Raw genomic sequence first — 16,329 nt, forward strand, 5'->3', positions numbered from 1 at the left:
TATTGGGGATGGAATGTTTAATTAAAATAATATTATGGACGCATTAAGCTACAAAACAGTTTCAGCAAACAAAGGCACTGTAACTAAAGAGTGGATTGTTGTTGACGCTGAAGGTCATAACTTAGGACGTCTTGCTTCAAAGGTTGCTATGATCTTAAGAGGTAAGTACAAGCCAAGTTACACACCGCACGTTGACTGTGGAGATAACGTAATTGTTATCAACTCAGAAAAAATTAACCTTACAGGTACAAAAATGAATGACAAAATTTACATGCGTCATACAGGTTACCCAGGAGGACAAAGAACTTTAACTGCTAAAGTATTGCAAGCTAAAAATCCAGCTGCATTAGTAGAAAAAGCTGTAAAAGGTATGTTGCCTAAAAACAAATTAGGTGCTGAACTTTTTAGAAATCTAAATGTTGTTGTAGGATCAGAGCACAAACACGGAGCTCAAAAACCTAGAACTGTTAACCTAAATGATCTTAAGTAATGGGAGTTATTCACAAAATCGGTAGAAGAAAAACCGCTGTTGCACGTGTATACGTTTCTGAAGGAACTGGAAACATCACTGTAAACAAAAAAGAATTCGCAACTTACTTTCCAACTGCAACTTTACAATACAAAGTTTTACAACCGCTTTCTATGACAGAAAACGCTGGTAACTTTGACGTAAAAGTAAACGTTTACGGAGGTGGTACAACTGGTCAAGCAGAAGCTGTAAGAATGGCATTAGCACGCGTAATGTGTGAAGTTAACGCTGAAAACAGAGCTATCCTTAAACCAGAAGGTTTATTAACAAGAGACCCAAGAATGGTTGAACGTAAGAAATTCGGTCAGAAGAAAGCTCGTAAGAGATTCCAGTTCTCTAAACGTTAATATTACCTGTCTTGTTCGGATGGGACAAGACATTATCAATTATTTATTGAAATTAAAAAACACAGTTATTGTTGCTCTCCTATCGAGGTAGGATTTAGTTTAGCATCTAAATGTATAAAGCCAGAGAAATCGCCATTTATACATTGCTAATCAACAGAACGTAAACTAGTACAAAAATGGCAAACAAAATAGAAGTAAAAGAATTACTAGAAGCAGGTGTTCACTTCGGACACATGACTAGAAAATGGGATCCAAACATGGCTCCTTACATTTATATGGAGCGTAATGGTATTCACATTATCAATCTATATAAAACTGCAGCTAAAATTGAAGAGGCTAATGAAGCTTTGAAAAAAATCGCTGCATCAGGTAGAAAAATCTTATTCGTAGCTACCAAAAAACAAGCAAAAGACATCGTTGCTGATAAAGCAAAAGCTGCAAACATGCCTTACATCACTGAAAGATGGCCAGGTGGTATGCTGACTAACTTCGTAACTATCAGAAAGGCAGTTAAAAAAATGTCTTCTATCGATAAAATGAAGAAAGACGGTACTTTCAACACTTTATCTAAAAAAGAGCGTTTACAAGTTGATCGTCTACGTGCTAAATTAGAGAAAAACTTAGGTTCAATTGCTGATATGTCTAGACTACCTGCAGCATTGTTCGTAGTAGATATCAAAGCTGAACACATCGCAATAAAAGAAGCTCAAAAATTAAACATTCCAGTTTTCGCAATGGTTGATACGAATTCTGACCCAAGAGAGGTTGATTACGTGATTCCTGCAAATGATGACGCTTCTAAATCAATTGACAAAATTTTATCTTTAGTAACTACTGCTGTAATCGAAGGTCTTTCTGACAGAGGTGCAGAAAAAGAAGTTGAAGCTGCTGAGGAAGAAGCTCCTGCTGTTGAAGCTGAAGCTCCTGCAACTGAAGAATAAATCAAATTTTAAATTCCAAATTTTAAATTCCAAAATCCAACCAGAATTAAAAACGTTATGTTGATAATTTATTAAAATTGGAGTTTGGGATTTAAAAGCTGGAATTTTTTACTTTTAAACACATTAAAACTTAAAATATTATGGCAACAATTACTGCTGCAGACGTAAATAAATTAAGACAATCTACAGGTGCCGGAATGATGGACTGTAAAAAAGCTTTAGTTGAAGCTGAAGGAGATTTCGACAAAGCTATACAAATCCTTAGAGAAAAAGGACAAAAAGTTGCTGCTAACCGTTCTGACCGTGAGTCTTCTGAAGGAGCTGCTGTTTCTTTTGTTAATGCAGACAACACTAAAGGAGCTATCCTTACTTTAAACTGCGAAACTGACTTCGTAGGTAAAAATGAGGCTTTCGTTGCTTTAGCTAAAGATTTAGTAGAAAGAGCTATCAACTTCTCTTCTAAAGAAGAATTTTTAGCTTCAGATTTCAACGGAATTACTGTTGCTGAAAAATTAATCGAGCAAACTGGAGTTATCGGTGAGAAAATCGAAATCGGTGGTTTCGAAATTTTAGAAGGCGCTTACGTTGGATCTTATGTTCACGTTAACAAAATTGCTGCTTTAACTGCAATTTCTGCTCCAGTTGCAAACGCTGAAACTTTAACAAAAGATATCTCTATGCAAGTTGCTTCTATGGGAGCTGACACTTTATCTTACAAAGATTTTGATCCTGCTTTCGTTGAATCTGAACTTGCTGCTCGTATCGCTGTAATTGAAAAAGACAATGAAGAAGCAAAACGTTTAGGAAAAACTTTGAAAAATGTTCCTAAATACATCTCTTTCTCTCAATTAACTCCTGAAGTTATCAAACAAGCTGAGGAAGATGCTAAGGCTGAATTAAAAGCTGAAGGTAAACCAGAACAAATCTGGGACAAAATTCTTCCAGGAAAAGTACAGCGTTTTATCTCTGACAACACTACTTTAGATCAAGAAAAAGCTTTATTAGATCAAAACTTCATCAAAGATGACAGTAAAAAAGTTGGTGATTACGTAAAAGGATTCAACGTTGAAATCACAGGTTTCAAAAGAGTTACTTTAGGTTAATATATTATTTTTTCAATATAAAAAGCCCGAATATTTATTTATTCGGGCTTTTTTGTTTGGCTAATGCAGACGTACAAAGCACGTCTGCATTTTATTAATTATTTTTTAGTTCCAGCAACCGGAAAGTTTCTTGCTCGCATTAAAGCATCAGATTTTGGCGCTCTTCCTCTGAAGTTTTCGTATGCTTTTTCCTGATCAATCGTATTTCCTACGCTAAAAACAGTTTCATAAAGACGTTTTGCTACTGCTTTATCATAAGGACCTTTTCCTTCTGTAAAAGCTTCCCAAGCATCTGCATTGATTACATCTGCCCATAAATAACTGTAATATCCTGCAGAATATCCGTCGCCTGAAAAGATATGTCCAAACTGCGGAATTCTATGTCTCATTACAATTTCTGAAGGCATATGAAGCGCATCCAATGTTTCCTTTTCAAATTTCTTTGGATCTATTTTCTCTGTTGCCAAATGCAGTTTCATATCAACCAATGAACTTGAAATGGTCTCAACTGTCGAAAATCCTTCTCCAAAAGTTCCTGCTCTCTCAATTCTATCTACTAATGACTTTGGAAGCGGTTCTCCTGTTTTGTAATGCAATGCAAATTTGTTTAATACTTCTGGAGTTGCCAACCAGTGCTCTAATAATTGAGATGGGAACTCAACATAATCACGAGCTACAGAAGTTCCTGCTAAACTTGGATAAGTAACATTTGAACATAGGCCGTGAAGCGCATGTCCGAATTCGTGGAATAAAGTAGAGGCATCTTCCCAAGAAATCAAGATTGGTTCGTTTGCCGCTCCTTTAATAAAATTACAGTTGTTAGACACTATAGTAAGCACTTCGCCATCCATTCTTTGCTGATTGCGGTATGCGTTCATCCATGCACCAGAACGTTTGCCTGCACGAGCATATGGGTCAAAATACCAAAGTCCGACAGCTTTTCCTGTTATCTTATTGCTTACCTCCCAAACACGAACATCAGGATGGTAAACTGGCACATTTGTAATTTGCTTAAAGCTTAAATTAAACAACTCACCTGCTACCCAAAACATTCCTTCACGAAGGTTTTCCAGCTGTAAATAAGGCTTAACTTCGTTTTGGTCTAAATCGTATTTTGCTTTTCTAACTTTTTCTGCATAAAAACGGTAATCCCAAGGCTGAATTTTAAATTTCCCTCCTTCTGCATCTACAATTTTCTGCATTTCGGCTACATCTTCGTGTACTTTTTCAACTGCAGGTTCCCAAACAGAAAGCATTAAATCTAAAGTTTTCTGTGGGTCTTTTGCCATTTTGTTTGATAAACTCCAATTAGCAAATGTTGGAAAACCTAACAATTTTGCTTTTTGAGTTCTTAATTCTAAGATTGAAACTGCTGTCGAATTGTTGTCGTTTGCATTTCCGTTATCTCCTCTTTTCACAAAAATATCAAAAGCTTTTTCTCTTAAATCTCTGCGTGTCGAGAAAGTCAAAAACGGCTCAATTGAAGAACGTGTATTGGCGATACATCCTAAAACACTCAATTTTCTTGTTTTAGCTTCTGCAATGGCTGCTTTTTTAACTTCATCTGGAAGACCGTCAAAATCACTTTCTTTTTCTAAGGCCACATACTGATTTTGCTCTTCTGCCAACAAATTCTGGCTGAAACGAGTGTAAAGTGACGCCAATTCTTTATTAATAGCCGCTACTTTCGCTTTATCGCTTTCGTTTAATTTTGCTCCCTGACGAACAAAATTAGTGTAGTACAACCAAATTAGACGTTGCTGTTCGCTGGTCAGTTTTTTGCTTTCTTTTGAATTGTAAAGCGTTTCAATTCTGGTGAACAGTTTTTTGTTCTGATTGATCTTGTCACTGAACTCAGAAAACTTCGGAGACATTTCTCTGTCGATAGCGCTAAATTCTGGGCTGCTTAAATTCGATCTGTAAATTCCGTACACCGTAAAAATTCTGTCCATTGTTTTTCCCGAACGCTCCATTGCCGCAATGGTGTTTTCAAAAGTCGGCGCTTTGGGATTGTTCGCGATAGCATCAATCTCATTAAGTTTTTCCTGAATCGCAAATTCAATTGCCGGTTTAAAATCTACTACCTTATATTCATTAAAAGCTGGAACACCGCCATACGGACCTGCCCAGGGTTTTAGTAAAGGATTGTTTGAATTGGTCTGTGCCTCTGCACTCAGAAAGGTTGTCCCCATGAGAAAAAATGTTAGTATTCTTTTCATTACTCTAAATTTGATTATATAAACTTGTTATGTTTCAAAAATAACTAAAATCAGCCTGCAAAGAAGGAATTTTAACTTTTATGTTAGCCCAAGAGTTTCTATTAACAGAAATAAGCATTTTTTAAGTCAGCAGAAAAAGATTAATTTTGAAATATCATTCATAAAATCAAAATGTTTAAAACCAAAAAAGAAATCGTATTTGTTGTACTTGCTGGTATATTTATAACAAATGCCGTTGTGGCAGAACTTATAGGAGGAAAATTAATTCAGATTGGTCCGTTTGTAATGAGCATCGGAATTCTGCCTTGGCCAATTGTATTTTTGACTACTGATTTAATTAATGAGTATTTTGGAGAAAAGGGCGTCAAAAAACTTTCTTTTATAACAGCCTGCCTGATTGCTTATGCATTTCTTATCCTTTTTATGGCTATTACAATTCCGGCCGCAAAAGGCATCAGTCCAGTAAATGACGAACAGTTTGAGGCTGTATTTGGACAAAGTATGTGGATAATAATTGGAAGCTTAATCGCTTTTATGGTCTCGCAGCTTATTGACGTCTGGATATTTTGGTTTTTTAAAAAACGAACTGGCGAGAAAAAAATATGGCTTAGAGCCACGGGATCTACCGTTATTTCGCAGCTATTCGATTCTTTTATTGTTCTCGGAATTGCCTTTTGGCTTCCCGGCAAAATCGATTTTAAAACTTACATCACATCGGGATTAACTGGCTACATTTTTAAACTTACGCTTGCTATTGTACTGACTCCGCTGATTTATGCCGGACATCATTTCATCAAGGAATATCTTGAAAAAGATAATCATTCAAATAGCGAAGAACATTTATAAGAAATGAAGAATTACAAAATATACTTTTTAATCCTCATTGCGAGCTGCTTGGTAAGTTGTTCAAAAAATGCTAAAAAGCAACTATTAGAAGTCACTAATAAGATTACTGACGAAATAGAAAACATTTCAGAAAGCACTGTAGAAACTGTAAAAGAATATAAAAATTCAATTGTAGAAAAAATCACTATAACCGAAACTGCCACTGCAAACAAAGAAACTATAAATGACAGTATCGCAGTCGAGAAAATTGAAAATGAAAAATTTTTAGGGATTACGTATTTCAAAAAACTCATATCGGATTGCAAAACCGGAGAAACTATAACACAGAAAGAGCTAATTGAAAATCATAATATTCCAGCTGATGGAATAAAATTAATCAAAAGCATTACCAAGATAGCCGAAGATGAAATTGAAATAAAATGGAAGTCGACCTGGCTGGTAGAAAAAATTTCTGATGCTAAATTTACTGACGCCAAAATAAAATTCAAGTTCGAAGCCAATAAAATATATACTTCTGGACAAGCCATCGGAATTAAATACAAAAAGAAAATCTACACTGATCTGATCATAATTGGAACAAAAGCTTATATACCGAGCGTAAAAGGTTATCACTGGAAAATTGGGAAATAATGGAAGACAAAGTAAGATGCAGCTGGTGTACTTCCAGCGATTTATATAAAAAATATCATGATGAAGAATGGGGCGTTCCTGTTTATGACGACCCAACTTTATTTGAATTCTTAATTCTTGAAACTTTTCAGGCGGGTTTGAGCTGGATTACGATTTTGAATAAAAGAGAAAATTTCAGGGAAGCTTTCGATTATTTCGATTATAAAAAAGTCGCAAACTACTCCGAAGAGAAAATCGAAGAACTAATGCAGAACACCGGCATTATTCGAAATAAATTAAAAATTAAAGCTGCAGTTACCAACGCTCAGGCTTTTATGAAAATTCAGGACGAATTTGGCACTTTCTCCGATTATATCTGGAAATATACAAACGGAAAACCAATCGTCAATATTCTGAAAAATTCCAAAGATGCTCCATCTACTACGCCGCTTTCAGATGAAATCAGCAAAGATTTAAAGAAAAGAGGTTTTAAATTTGTAGGTTCAACCGTAATTTACGCACACATGCAAGCCACCGGAATGGTCAATGATCATACTGTAGATTGCTGGACGAGAACAAAGTAAATTTTGTTTCAAATATTAAGTTTCAGGTGATACAGCAACCGCTATAGAAATGGGGAAATTCGCCCCAATAACAATCTGAAACCTGAAACTTGAAACTTTTTTAAACTCCGAAACGAAATTTTCATTACATTTGCTTCACACTTTAGGGGTGTCTGCATCACGCAGGCTGAGATTTTACCCTCTGAACCTGATCTAGTTCATACTAGCGTAGGGAAAAGTAAGATGACTTCTTAAGCGCATTTCTGTGCGTTATTGTAGCCATTCCTAATGTGTATCTATACACTAAACTGAGAAAGGAATGGAACTTAAAATCAATCAACAAACCAAAAATTTCAATGCTGAATCGCTAAGCGTTCAATCATTGCTCGATCTCGAAATTCCGCACAAACAATACGGAATCGCTGTTGCTGTCAACAATACTGTTGTTCCAAAACTCAAATGGAACGAATACTTCGTACAAGAAACCGACGAAATTTTAATTATTTCTGCTACGCAAGGAGGTTAATTTTTGAAATTCCAATTCAAAAAAACTGCTGTGCGCCTCCACAACACATAACTTATAACTCATAACTTCTTTTCCTATGACAAACGAAGAACAAATATCCAGAACCCCATTTCCAAATTCTAAAAAGGTTTATGTCGACGGAGAAATTCATCCGATAAAAGTCGCTATGCGAGAAATTGCTTTAAGCGATACTAAACTTTCCAACGGCGGCATTGAAAAAAATCCTCCTGTAACGGTTTACGACACTTCCGGTCCTTACACAGATCCAAATATTGAAATTGATATTCGAAAAGGATTGCCACGCTTACGCGAAAGTTGGATTCTAGAACGAAATGATGTCGAAATCTTAGACGAAATCACTTCTGATTATGGCTTAAGCCGATTGAAAGACGAAAGCTTAAATCATCTTCGTTTTGAATATTTGCATCAGCCAAAACGTGCTAAAAAAGGCGCAAACGTAACGCAATTGTATTACGCCAAACAAGGAATCATTACTCCTGAAATGGAATATATTGCGATTCGCGAAAACCAGCGTATCGAGCTTTTAAACGAACAAACCAAAGCCATGCAATGTCAGCACGGCGGAAACAGCTTTGGTGCGAACACGCCAAAAAATAAAATTACTCCAGAATTTGTTCGTTCTGAAGTTGCTTGCGGAAGAGCCATTATTCCAAACAACATCAATCATCCAGAAAGCGAACCAATGATTGTCGGTCGTAATTTTTTGGTAAAAATCAATGCGAATATCGGAAACAGCGCCGTGACCTCTAGCATTGAAGAAGAAGTGGAAAAAGCCGTTTGGGCTTGCCGTTGGGGAGCTGATACGATTATGGACTTATCAACGGGAAAAAACATTCACGAAACCAGAGAATGGATTATTCGTAACTCTCCTGTACCAATCGGGACTGTTCCGATTTATCAGGCATTAGAAAAAGTAAAAGGAATTGCCGAAGATTTGACTTGGGAAATTTTCCGAGATACTTTGATTGAACAGGCAGAACAAGGCGTTTCGTATTTCACGATTCATGCTGGAGTTTTACTTCGCTACATTCATTTAACTGCCAATCGTGTTACGGGAATCGTTTCTCGTGGCGGATCGATTATGGCAAAATGGTGTTTGTTTCATCATAAAGAAAACTTCTTGTACACGCATTTTGAAGAAATCTGCGAAATCATGAAACAATACGACGTTGCTTTTTCTCTTGGAGACGGATTACGTCCGGGTTCTATTGCCGATGCTAATGACGCCGCACAGTTTGCCGAATTAGAAACTCTGGGCGAATTGACTAAAATCGCTTGGAAACATGATGTTCAGGTTTTTATCGAAGGACCAGGCCACGTACCGATGCACATGATTAAAGAAAACATGGACAAACAATTAGAGCATTGCCATGAAGCTCCGTTTTATACATTAGGTCCGTTAACTACAGACATTGCGCCGGGTTACGATCATATAACATCAGCAATTGGTGCGGCTATGATTGGCTGGTACGGCTGTGCAATGTTGTGTTATGTTACGCCAAAAGAACATTTAGGCTTACCGAATAAAAAAGACGTAAAAGACGGCGTAATCACGTATAAAATTTCGGCTCATGCTGCCGACTTAGCAAAAGGTCATCCGGGAGCGCAATATCGCGATAATGCATTGAGCAAAGCGCGTTTTGAATTCCGTTGGGAAGATCAGTTCAACTTGGCTTTGGATCCCGATACGGCAAGAGAATTTCATGATGAAACCCTTCCTGCAGACGGTGCAAAAGTGGCGCATTTCTGCTCAATGTGCGGCCCGAAATTCTGCTCTATGAAAATATCTCAGGAAATCAGGGATGTCGCTGCTGCAGAAAAAGGAATGCAAGAGAAATCAGAGGAATTTATTGAGCAAGGGAAAGAGATTTATATTTAAAAAATGTATTAAGATGGAAGAATTAAGTATTAAGACTTAAAATCTGCAAACTCTTAATACTTTCATCTTAATACTTAATACTTTTTTGAAATGATTGTGATTACAAATCCTTTTGCTGTGGTAAACGAAATCAAGACAATTCATTCTTTGTTGGAGGAAGGATTGCCTTTACTCCATATTCGGAAAGCTGATTTTTCTGAATTGGAAATAGCGCAGTTTATTCATCAGATAAAATTGGAATTTAGAGAGCAGCTCGTCTTGCACAATCATCATAAACTGGCAGAAGATTTTGGTATTCATAGATTTCATTTTTCTGAAAAAGAAAGAAAACGCAATCATGACTTTCCTGCAAGGTTTCCAAAACCTTGTAGGTATAAAAACGAATCTAAATCGACATCAACACATTCAATTGAAGATTTTAATTTATTAAAAAATGATTTTGATTATGCTTTTTTAAGTCCTGTTTTTCAAAGTATTTCAAAAGAAAATTATCATCCTGAAACAGATTTTTTCGAAGAAATAAAAAAACGAACAAACCAGCAGACAAAATTGATCGCTTTAGGCGGAATTGATGCTGAAAACATTCAAAAAACATTGGAAAATGGCTTTGACGATGTCGCGCTTTTAGGAAGTATTTGGAAAAATGAAAATCCATTAAAACAATTTAAATTATGTCAGAAGAGCGTCCTTTCGTACTCACAATCGCTGGTTTAGATCCTTCTGCAGGAGCAGGAATTTTGGCTGACATCAAAACATTTGAACAGCACAAAGTAACTGGTTTTGCTATTTCGACAGCAAATACAATCCAAACTGAAAATCGGTTTTATGAGATTCAGTGGACCGATTTAAGTTTTGTCATCCGCTCTATTGAAACGCTGTTTTTGAATTATAGAATCAGCGTAGTGAAAATTGGAATTATACCTTCCTTATACGACTTAAACCGAATTGTTTCGACTGTAAAAATCCTTTCTCCATCAACAAAGATCGTTTGGGATCCTGTTTTAAGATCGACCACAAAGTTCGAATTTATGGAAGTTCAGAATCATTTTGATCTAAATAAGACACTTTCAAAAATCGATTTGATTACGCCAAATTATCACGAAGCCGAAATACTGTTTCCTGGTTTTGTTTCAAAAAATCTGTGGAAAGAAAACAAAATTTTGACAAACATTTTGTTGAAAGGCGGACATAACGAAAAAGCCTTAGGAACAGACTGTTTATTTCTAAAAGACGAAGTTTTAGAATTGCATCCATCAGAAAAAAGATGTTTTGAAAAACACGGTTCAGGCTGTGTGCTTTCGTCTGCCATTGCTTCCAATTTAGCCTTAAAGCAGACGTTAAAAGAAGCCTGTAAAAATGCTAAAACCTATATCGAAAACTACCTGAGTTCAACATCAACCTTAATCGGATATCATTATGTATAGCAAACTTCAATACATCTCGCAGGGCGAAACGATCGAAAAACAATTATACAACATTCATCAAGCGCTTGATGCAGGTTGTAATTGGGTGCAGATGCGCTTTAAAGACCAAAACCAAAAAGACGCTTATACTTTAGCGGAAGCGGCAAAACCTTTATGTAAAAAGTACGCGTCAACCTTTATTATAAATGACGATATACATCTGACCAAAGAAGTAGATGCAGACGGTGTGCATTTGGGTTTAACCGATACCAAAATCGACGAAGCGAGGGCTTTTCTAGGAACTTCGAAAGTGATTGGAGGAACAGCCAATACTTTTGAAGACATTCAGAATCATGTGCAAAATGGCTGTGATTATATCGGTTTGGGGCCTTTTCGTTTTACTGCTACCAAAGAAAAACGGAGTCCGATTTTAGGGCTGTCGGGTTATTACGACATTCTACAAAAACTGAAAAAAAATAAAATCGAAATTCCTGTTTATGCCATTGGCGGTATCACATTACGAGATGTGAATCCGTTAATGGAAACTGGGATTTTCGGAATTGCTGTTTCTGGAGTCATTACTGAAAGTGATGAAAAAGAAAAATTGATTCAACAACTAAACGAAAAATTATATGCAAACATCATTGTTTAATATAGGAGACAAAACCTTTAAATCGCGCTTGTTTCTTGGAACAGGAAAATTTGGTTCGAATAAAGAAATGGAAAATGCTATCGTGGCTTCAGAAAGTGAATTGGTTACAGTTGCCTTAAAACGCATTGATCTAGAAACTGATACTGATGCTATTTTATCGCATCTTAAACATCCGAATATCAATTTATTGCCCAATACTTCGGGAGCTAGAAATGCTAAAGAAGCCGTTTTTGCAGCACAATTGGCTCGTGAAGCGCTAGAAACGAATTGGGTAAAGCTCGAAATTCACCCCGATCCGAAATATTTAATGCCTGATCCAGTTGAAACTTTAAAAGCAACTGAAGAATTGGCGAAACTTGGTTTTACTGTGCTTCCGTACATACATGCCGATCCTGTTTTGTGCAAACATTTAGAAAATGCCGGAACATCTGCTGTTATGCCTTTGGGTTCACCAATCGGCAGCAACAAGGGTTTAAAAACCATTGATTTTTTAGAAATTATTATCGAACAAAGCACTGTCCCTGTTATTGTAGATGCTGGAATCGGAGCGCCTTCTGATGCCGCAAAAGCCATGGAAATTGGCGCTGATGCTGTTTTGGTAAATACTGCGATTGCAGTTGCAGGAAACCCAAGTTTAATGGCGGAGGCTTTTAAGGAAGCGGTTATTGCAGGAAGAAAAGCTTTTGAAGCCCGAATTGCGAATCAGCAGAATTTTGCTTCGGCTTCTAGTCCTTTGACTTCTTTTCTTTATGAGTGATTTTTTTCACGCAGATTTGGCAGATTTAAGCAGATTAAATACGATTTTATTTCTCTTAAATCTGTAAAACACAAAACATAAAAGAAAGAAAATTCTTTAATTTGTTTTTTTTAAATTAAAGAATTATGACTGAAAATGAAATATCATATTTGATAAGAGGTGCAATTTTTAAAGTGTATAACAATTTAGGACCAGGTTTATTTGAATCTGTTTATGAAAGTGCTTTGCTTTATGAATTAGAAAAATTGGAATTAAAGATTCAAAAACAAGTTGAAGTTATAATTACTTATGAAGAAATAATTTTAGATCCTGCTTTTAGGATTGATATTTTAGTTGAAGAGAAAGTAATTATTGAACTAAAATCAGTAGACGATTTAGCTCCAATTCACTATAAACAACTAGCTACTTATTTAAGATTAACAAACAAAAAATTAGGACTGTTAGTAAATTTCAACACTACAAATATTCTTAATGACATTAAAAGAATAGCAAATAAATTTTAATGACAGATTAAAAATTAAATCATTTATAATCTGCTTAAATCTGCCAAATCTGCGTGAAACCAAAATAAAATGAAAACATTCAAATCTATTTTTGAGCAATATAATTGGGATGAAATTCAATCCAGAATATACAAAACCACATCAAAAGAGGTCGAGCGAACTTTGGCTAAAACCAAATACAATCTCGATGATTTCTTGATATTAATCTCTCCTATCGCCCAGAATTATTTAGAACAAATGGCACAAAAATGCCATGAAATAACCAAGAAGCGTTTTGGGAAAACCATTCAAATGTATGCGCCGTTATATCTGAGCAACGAATGCCAAAACATCTGCACCTATTGCGGATTTAGTCTCGACAATAAAATCAAACGAAAAACGCTTTCTGATGCCGAAATAAAACTCGAAGTTGAAGCTTTAAAAAACACAGGTTTTGATCATGTTTTATTGGTAACAGGCGAAGCAAATTATACCGTAAATATTAATTATTTTCTGAACGCCATCAATTTAATAAAAAATGATTTTTCGATTATTTCTGTTGAAGTGCAGCCACTTTCTCAAGAAGATTATGAGCGTTTGCACAATGCCGGAGTTTATTCTGTTTTGGTTTATCAGGAAACGTATCATCAGGAGGTTTACAAAAAATATCACACTAAGGGCAAAAAATCAAACTTCGATTATAGATTGGAAACCCCAGACCGAATCGGAACTGCCGGAATTCATAAAATGGGTTTGGGCGTTTTATTAGGCTTGGAAGATTGGCGAACAGATAGTTTTTTTAATGCTTCACATTTAGATTATTTACAGAAGAAATATTGGCAGACCAAATATTCGGTTTCTTTTCCGCGTCTACGTCCAGCAGAAGGAATTATTGAACCTAATTTTATTATGGATGATAAAGATTTGACACAATTAATTTGCGCTTACAGATTGTGGAATGAAGACTTAGAAATTTCTATTTCGACACGCGAAAACGAAAAATTCAGAAACAACATAATTCCAATTGGCGTTACAAGCATGAGTGCCGGTTCTAAGACAAATCCGGGAGGTTATGTAGTGGATCCACAGTCTTTGGAACAATTCGAAATCAGCGATGAACGTTCGGCAGAAGAAATTTCAAAAATCATAAAAAATGCTGGCTACGAACCTGTTTGGAAAGATTGGACAAAAGCATTTGTTTAAATTCCAATTTAAAAATTCCAAATTCCAACATCAATCTAAAATCAGAAATCTAAAATTAAAAAATGAGCATCATAAAAGAATTCCTTCGCTATAACAGACAAACTATTCTTCCTGAAATTGGCGACGAAGGACAGGAAAAACTAAAAAAAGCACGTGTTTTAGTTATTGGCGCAGGCGGTTTAGGTTGTCCCATTTTACAATACATTGCGACTGCCGGAGTTGGTTTTATCGGAATTATGGATTTTGACACTATCGAAATTCATAATCTCCACAGGCAGATTTTATATACTGAAAATGAAATTGGCCAATGCAAATCAGTCGTTGCAAAAGATGTCATCTCAAAATTAAATCCGTTGATTGAAGCGGTGGCAATTAATGAAAAATTAACTGCTAAAAATGCATCTCAATTCATTGAACAATACGATATTATTGTAGATGGTTCTGATAATTTTTCGACTCGTTATTTGGTGAATGATACTTGCGTCGAATTGAAAAAACCTTTGGTTTACGGAAGTATTCTAAAATTTGAAGGGCAAATTGCTGTTTTCAATCACAACGGAAGTAAAAATCTTCGAGATTTATTTCCCGAAATGCCTGATCCAAAAGATGTTCCGAATTGCAATTTGAATGGTGTTCTAGGAACCCTACCCGGAATTATCGGTAATATGATGGCGCATGAAACGCTTAAATTGATTCTCGAACTGCCAACTTTAAACAATGAATTGATACTTTTTAATACTTTAAATTGGAGTTTCACTAAGCTGCATTTTTAAAAAACAACCTCATCGCCAACATTGACAACTCCCGAATTCAAACTCACAATATTAGTTCCGAATAAAACTGAATTATTGACATTACGGTATTTGCTTAACGTTTTTAGAGGTTCTTTTTTTACAATTCCTTTCTGCGGGTCATTATTCACCATAATGCATCGACCGCAAGGTTTTATGTTTTTAAACTGAACTTCTCCGATTTTGAAAGTTGTAAAATCATCTTCTTCATGAGCACTTTTGGTACTCACAACAATGTTTGGGCGAAATCTCTTGATGGTGATTTTTTCTTCTAATTTCGCGTTCAGAAACTCAAGGCTTTCCGTTCCAATCAATAAATACGGATAACCGTCTGCGAGGCTAACATTATAGGTTTCTTGGGTACGAGAGCTTTCATGTTTTCGATCGCCATTTTTAAGGATTTTTACGAGTCTGCATTCAAAACCTAATTTGTCGCTAAACCATTTTGACGAATTTTTACTGACTTCGAAAACTTCGCTTTTATCATCCCAGACATTTGATTCTATGGGTGTTTCCAAAAATTCGTTTATCAGGAATTCATGACTGTCATCACCAAACGTAATTTTAATTTTATCATCTGAAATCCGAGGATAAAACTGACTCATTATCGGATATTCTCTTTGGGTAACATGAACATTTTCTGAATTAATCAGCATCCATCTTCTATCATTTTCGAAACCCATTTCTTCGGCTTTGGCACTTTTTAGACTAATGCCAGCCAAACTTTTTATAGGATAAATATAGATTTCTGTTACCTGATAAACTGCACTCATTTTATTTACTTTTTAGAATAGACATAAAATCATCACGGTCAATTTCTCGACAGCCTAAGCTTTCCAAATGCGGATTGTAAACCTGGCAATCTAATAATTTGTATTTCTCTTTTTTTAAATATAAAGCTAAGGCAATAAAAGCGGTTTTAGAAGCATTTGAGACTTTAGAAAACATACTTTCGCCACAAAAAACATTTCCCAAATCAATTCCGTACAAACCGCCTACCAGCACTTCATCCTGCCACACTTCTACAGATTTTGCAATTCCTTCTTCATTAAGTTTGCAATAGGCCTCAATCATTTCATCTGAAATCCAAGTTCCGTCCTGCCCCTCTCTTTTGATTTTTTGGCAATTTGAGATTACTTCTTTAAAACTCTTATTAAAGGTAACTTTGAAAATCTTTTTATTCAGGATTTTTTTCATGCTTTTGGAAATCACCAATTCATCAAAAAACAAGACCATTCTAGGATCTGGAGCCCACCAAAGTATCGGCTCGCCCTCATTGAACCATGGAAAAATACCGCTTTTATAAGCCAGCTTCAAACGCTCTGGGCTTAAATCTCCTCCAATTGCAAGAATACCTTCTTCATCGGCTTCTGTTACTGGCGGAAAGTATAAATCGTTGAATAAATAATACATCTTTTTTAAGTTAAATTCCAATATGGAAATTCCTAAATTCCACTT

19 protein-coding genes and 1 riboswitch are annotated in these 16,329 nt (G+C 35.7%); of the genes, 16 read left to right on the forward strand and 3 right to left on the reverse strand.

The window, feature by feature from the left end; all coding sequences use genetic code 11:
- Positions 1-34: 34 nt before the first annotated feature.
- The 4 genes from rplM (at position 35) to tsf (ending at position 2,920) form a co-directional block, all read left to right on the forward strand.
- Positions 35-490: a 50S ribosomal protein L13 gene (gene rplM, locus E0W73_RS15280; protein WP_135222919.1), complete on the forward strand. Its 456-nt coding sequence runs from the start codon at positions 35-37 to the stop codon at positions 488-490.
- Positions 490-876 carry a 30S ribosomal protein S9 gene (gene rpsI / locus E0W73_RS15285; protein ID WP_026728618.1) on the forward strand — a complete coding sequence of 129 codons (387 nt, stop codon included), beginning with the start codon at positions 490-492 and terminating at the stop codon, positions 874-876. Before rplM ends, rpsI begins: the two co-directional genes overlap by 1 nt.
- Before the next feature lie 176 nt (positions 877-1,052).
- On the forward strand, positions 1,053-1,817 hold the full coding sequence (gene rpsB, locus E0W73_RS15290; protein ID WP_135222920.1) for a 30S ribosomal protein S2: 765 nt from the start codon (positions 1,053-1,055) through the stop codon (positions 1,815-1,817).
- 140 nt (positions 1,818-1,957) lie between these two features.
- A complete protein-coding gene (tsf, locus tag E0W73_RS15295) occupies positions 1,958-2,920 on the forward strand; it encodes a translation elongation factor Ts (protein ID WP_135222921.1) in 963 nt (320 codons plus the stop codon).
- 98 nt (positions 2,921-3,018) lie between these two features.
- Here tsf and E0W73_RS15300 read toward each other — a convergent pair whose 3' ends face one another.
- Positions 3,019-5,139 (reverse strand): M3 family metallopeptidase, encoded by a 2,121-nt coding sequence (locus tag E0W73_RS15300; protein WP_135222922.1) that lies wholly within the window; start codon positions 5,137-5,139, stop codon positions 3,019-3,021.
- A gap of 171 nt (positions 5,140-5,310) precedes the next feature.
- Between E0W73_RS15300 and E0W73_RS15305 the strand changes: the two genes are divergently transcribed.
- The 12 genes from E0W73_RS15305 (at position 5,311) to E0W73_RS15360 (ending at position 14,853) form a co-directional block, all read left to right on the forward strand.
- A complete protein-coding gene (locus E0W73_RS15305; protein ID WP_135222923.1) occupies positions 5,311-5,985 on the forward strand; it encodes a queuosine precursor transporter in 675 nt (224 codons plus the stop codon).
- Positions 5,986-5,988: 3 nt separating this feature from the next.
- Positions 5,989-6,615 carry a hypothetical protein gene (locus E0W73_RS15310; RefSeq protein WP_135222924.1) on the forward strand — a complete coding sequence of 209 codons (627 nt, stop codon included), beginning with the start codon at positions 5,989-5,991 and terminating at the stop codon, positions 6,613-6,615.
- Positions 6,615-7,178 carry a DNA-3-methyladenine glycosylase I gene (locus tag E0W73_RS15315; protein WP_135222925.1) on the forward strand — a complete coding sequence of 188 codons (564 nt, stop codon included), beginning with the start codon at positions 6,615-6,617 and terminating at the stop codon, positions 7,176-7,178. The genes E0W73_RS15310 and E0W73_RS15315 overlap by 1 nt, the downstream gene beginning before the upstream one ends.
- Before the next feature lie 134 nt (positions 7,179-7,312).
- Positions 7,313-7,409: riboswitch (TPP riboswitch) on the forward strand.
- Between the two features lie 67 nt (positions 7,410-7,476).
- Positions 7,477-7,683, forward strand: a complete 207-nt coding sequence (gene thiS / locus E0W73_RS15320; protein WP_135222926.1) for a sulfur carrier protein ThiS — start codon at positions 7,477-7,479, stop codon at positions 7,681-7,683.
- A gap of 76 nt (positions 7,684-7,759) precedes the next feature.
- Positions 7,760-9,583 (forward strand): phosphomethylpyrimidine synthase ThiC, encoded by a 1,824-nt coding sequence (thiC, locus tag E0W73_RS15325; RefSeq protein WP_135222927.1) that lies wholly within the window; start codon positions 7,760-7,762, stop codon positions 9,581-9,583.
- A gap of 90 nt (positions 9,584-9,673) precedes the next feature.
- Positions 9,674-10,297, forward strand: coding sequence for a thiamine phosphate synthase (locus E0W73_RS15330; protein ID WP_135222928.1), 624 nt, complete (start codon positions 9,674-9,676; stop codon positions 10,295-10,297).
- The gene (locus tag E0W73_RS15335; protein ID WP_135222929.1) at positions 10,255-11,007 is read left to right on the forward strand and encodes a hydroxymethylpyrimidine/phosphomethylpyrimidine kinase; all 753 of its coding nucleotides are present in this window, start codon (positions 10,255-10,257) and stop codon (positions 11,005-11,007) included. Before E0W73_RS15330 ends, E0W73_RS15335 begins: the two co-directional genes overlap by 43 nt.
- A complete protein-coding gene (locus E0W73_RS15340) occupies positions 11,000-11,638 on the forward strand; it encodes a thiamine phosphate synthase (protein WP_135222930.1) in 639 nt (212 codons plus the stop codon). The genes E0W73_RS15335 and E0W73_RS15340 overlap by 8 nt, the downstream gene beginning before the upstream one ends.
- On the forward strand, positions 11,619-12,395 hold the full coding sequence (locus tag E0W73_RS15345; protein ID WP_135222931.1) for a thiazole synthase: 777 nt from the start codon (positions 11,619-11,621) through the stop codon (positions 12,393-12,395). The genes E0W73_RS15340 and E0W73_RS15345 overlap by 20 nt, the downstream gene beginning before the upstream one ends.
- Positions 12,396-12,520: 125 nt before the next feature.
- The gene (locus E0W73_RS15350; RefSeq protein WP_135222932.1) at positions 12,521-12,898 is read left to right on the forward strand and encodes a GxxExxY protein; all 378 of its coding nucleotides are present in this window, start codon (positions 12,521-12,523) and stop codon (positions 12,896-12,898) included.
- Positions 12,899-12,967: 69 nt separating this feature from the next.
- Positions 12,968-14,080, forward strand: coding sequence for a 2-iminoacetate synthase ThiH (gene thiH, locus E0W73_RS15355; protein WP_135222933.1), 1,113 nt, complete (start codon positions 12,968-12,970; stop codon positions 14,078-14,080).
- 62 nt (positions 14,081-14,142) lie between these two features.
- A complete protein-coding gene (locus tag E0W73_RS15360) occupies positions 14,143-14,853 on the forward strand; it encodes a HesA/MoeB/ThiF family protein (protein ID WP_135222934.1) in 711 nt (236 codons plus the stop codon).
- Here E0W73_RS15360 and E0W73_RS15365 read toward each other — a convergent pair.
- Both E0W73_RS15365 and aat read right to left on the reverse strand, forming a co-directional pair.
- Entirely contained in the window at positions 14,850-15,644 is a 795-nt protein-coding gene (locus E0W73_RS15365) for an MOSC domain-containing protein (protein WP_135222935.1), read from the reverse strand. The genes E0W73_RS15360 and E0W73_RS15365 overlap by 4 nt on opposite strands.
- A gap of 1 nt (position 15,645) precedes the next feature.
- Complete coding sequence (gene aat / locus E0W73_RS15370; protein ID WP_135222936.1) at positions 15,646-16,284, reverse strand: leucyl/phenylalanyl-tRNA--protein transferase; 639 nt, start codon at positions 16,282-16,284, stop codon at positions 15,646-15,648.
- Between the last annotated feature and the right edge of the window lie 45 nt (positions 16,285-16,329).

The organism is Flavobacterium foetidum, assembly GCF_004634245.1.
Classification (GTDB): Bacteria; Bacteroidota; Bacteroidia; order Flavobacteriales; family Flavobacteriaceae; genus Flavobacterium; species Flavobacterium foetidum.

What these genes read in the sequence shown, in the direction of transcription:
- E0W73_RS15335 (WP_135222929.1), top strand. Translation starts at nt 10,255, where the DNA reads ATGTCAGAAGAGCGTCCTTTCGTACTCACAATCGCTGGTTTAGATCCT.
- E0W73_RS15360 (WP_135222934.1), top strand. Translation starts at nt 14,143, where the DNA reads ATGAGCATCATAAAAGAATTCCTTCGCTATAACAGACAAACTATTCTT.
- E0W73_RS15315 (WP_135222925.1), top strand. Translation starts at nt 6,615, where the DNA reads ATGGAAGACAAAGTAAGATGCAGCTGGTGTACTTCCAGCGATTTATAT.
- E0W73_RS15350 (WP_135222932.1), top strand. Translation starts at nt 12,521, where the DNA reads ATGACTGAAAATGAAATATCATATTTGATAAGAGGTGCAATTTTTAAA.
- E0W73_RS15310 (WP_135222924.1), top strand. Translation starts at nt 5,989, where the DNA reads ATGAAGAATTACAAAATATACTTTTTAATCCTCATTGCGAGCTGCTTG.
- rpsB (WP_135222920.1), top strand. Translation starts at nt 1,053, where the DNA reads ATGGCAAACAAAATAGAAGTAAAAGAATTACTAGAAGCAGGTGTTCAC.
- aat (WP_135222936.1), bottom strand. Translation starts at nt 16,284, where the DNA reads ATGTATTATTTATTCAACGATTTATACTTTCCGCCAGTAACAGAAGCC.
- E0W73_RS15330 (WP_135222928.1), top strand. Translation starts at nt 9,674, where the DNA reads ATGATTGTGATTACAAATCCTTTTGCTGTGGTAAACGAAATCAAGACA.
- E0W73_RS15300 (WP_135222922.1), bottom strand. Translation starts at nt 5,139, where the DNA reads ATGAAAAGAATACTAACATTTTTTCTCATGGGGACAACCTTTCTGAGT.
- E0W73_RS15345 (WP_135222931.1), top strand. Translation starts at nt 11,619, where the DNA reads ATGCAAACATCATTGTTTAATATAGGAGACAAAACCTTTAAATCGCGC.
- rpsI (WP_026728618.1), top strand. Translation starts at nt 490, where the DNA reads ATGGGAGTTATTCACAAAATCGGTAGAAGAAAAACCGCTGTTGCACGT.
- E0W73_RS15305 (WP_135222923.1), top strand. Translation starts at nt 5,311, where the DNA reads ATGTTTAAAACCAAAAAAGAAATCGTATTTGTTGTACTTGCTGGTATA.
- thiH (WP_135222933.1), top strand. Translation starts at nt 12,968, where the DNA reads ATGAAAACATTCAAATCTATTTTTGAGCAATATAATTGGGATGAAATT.
- thiC (WP_135222927.1), top strand. Translation starts at nt 7,760, where the DNA reads ATGACAAACGAAGAACAAATATCCAGAACCCCATTTCCAAATTCTAAA.
- E0W73_RS15365 (WP_135222935.1), bottom strand. Translation starts at nt 15,644, where the DNA reads ATGAGTGCAGTTTATCAGGTAACAGAAATCTATATTTATCCTATAAAA.
- thiS (WP_135222926.1), top strand. Translation starts at nt 7,477, where the DNA reads ATGGAACTTAAAATCAATCAACAAACCAAAAATTTCAATGCTGAATCG.
- rplM (WP_135222919.1), top strand. Translation starts at nt 35, where the DNA reads ATGGACGCATTAAGCTACAAAACAGTTTCAGCAAACAAAGGCACTGTA.
- tsf (WP_135222921.1), top strand. Translation starts at nt 1,958, where the DNA reads ATGGCAACAATTACTGCTGCAGACGTAAATAAATTAAGACAATCTACA.
- E0W73_RS15340 (WP_135222930.1), top strand. Translation starts at nt 11,000, where the DNA reads ATGTATAGCAAACTTCAATACATCTCGCAGGGCGAAACGATCGAAAAA.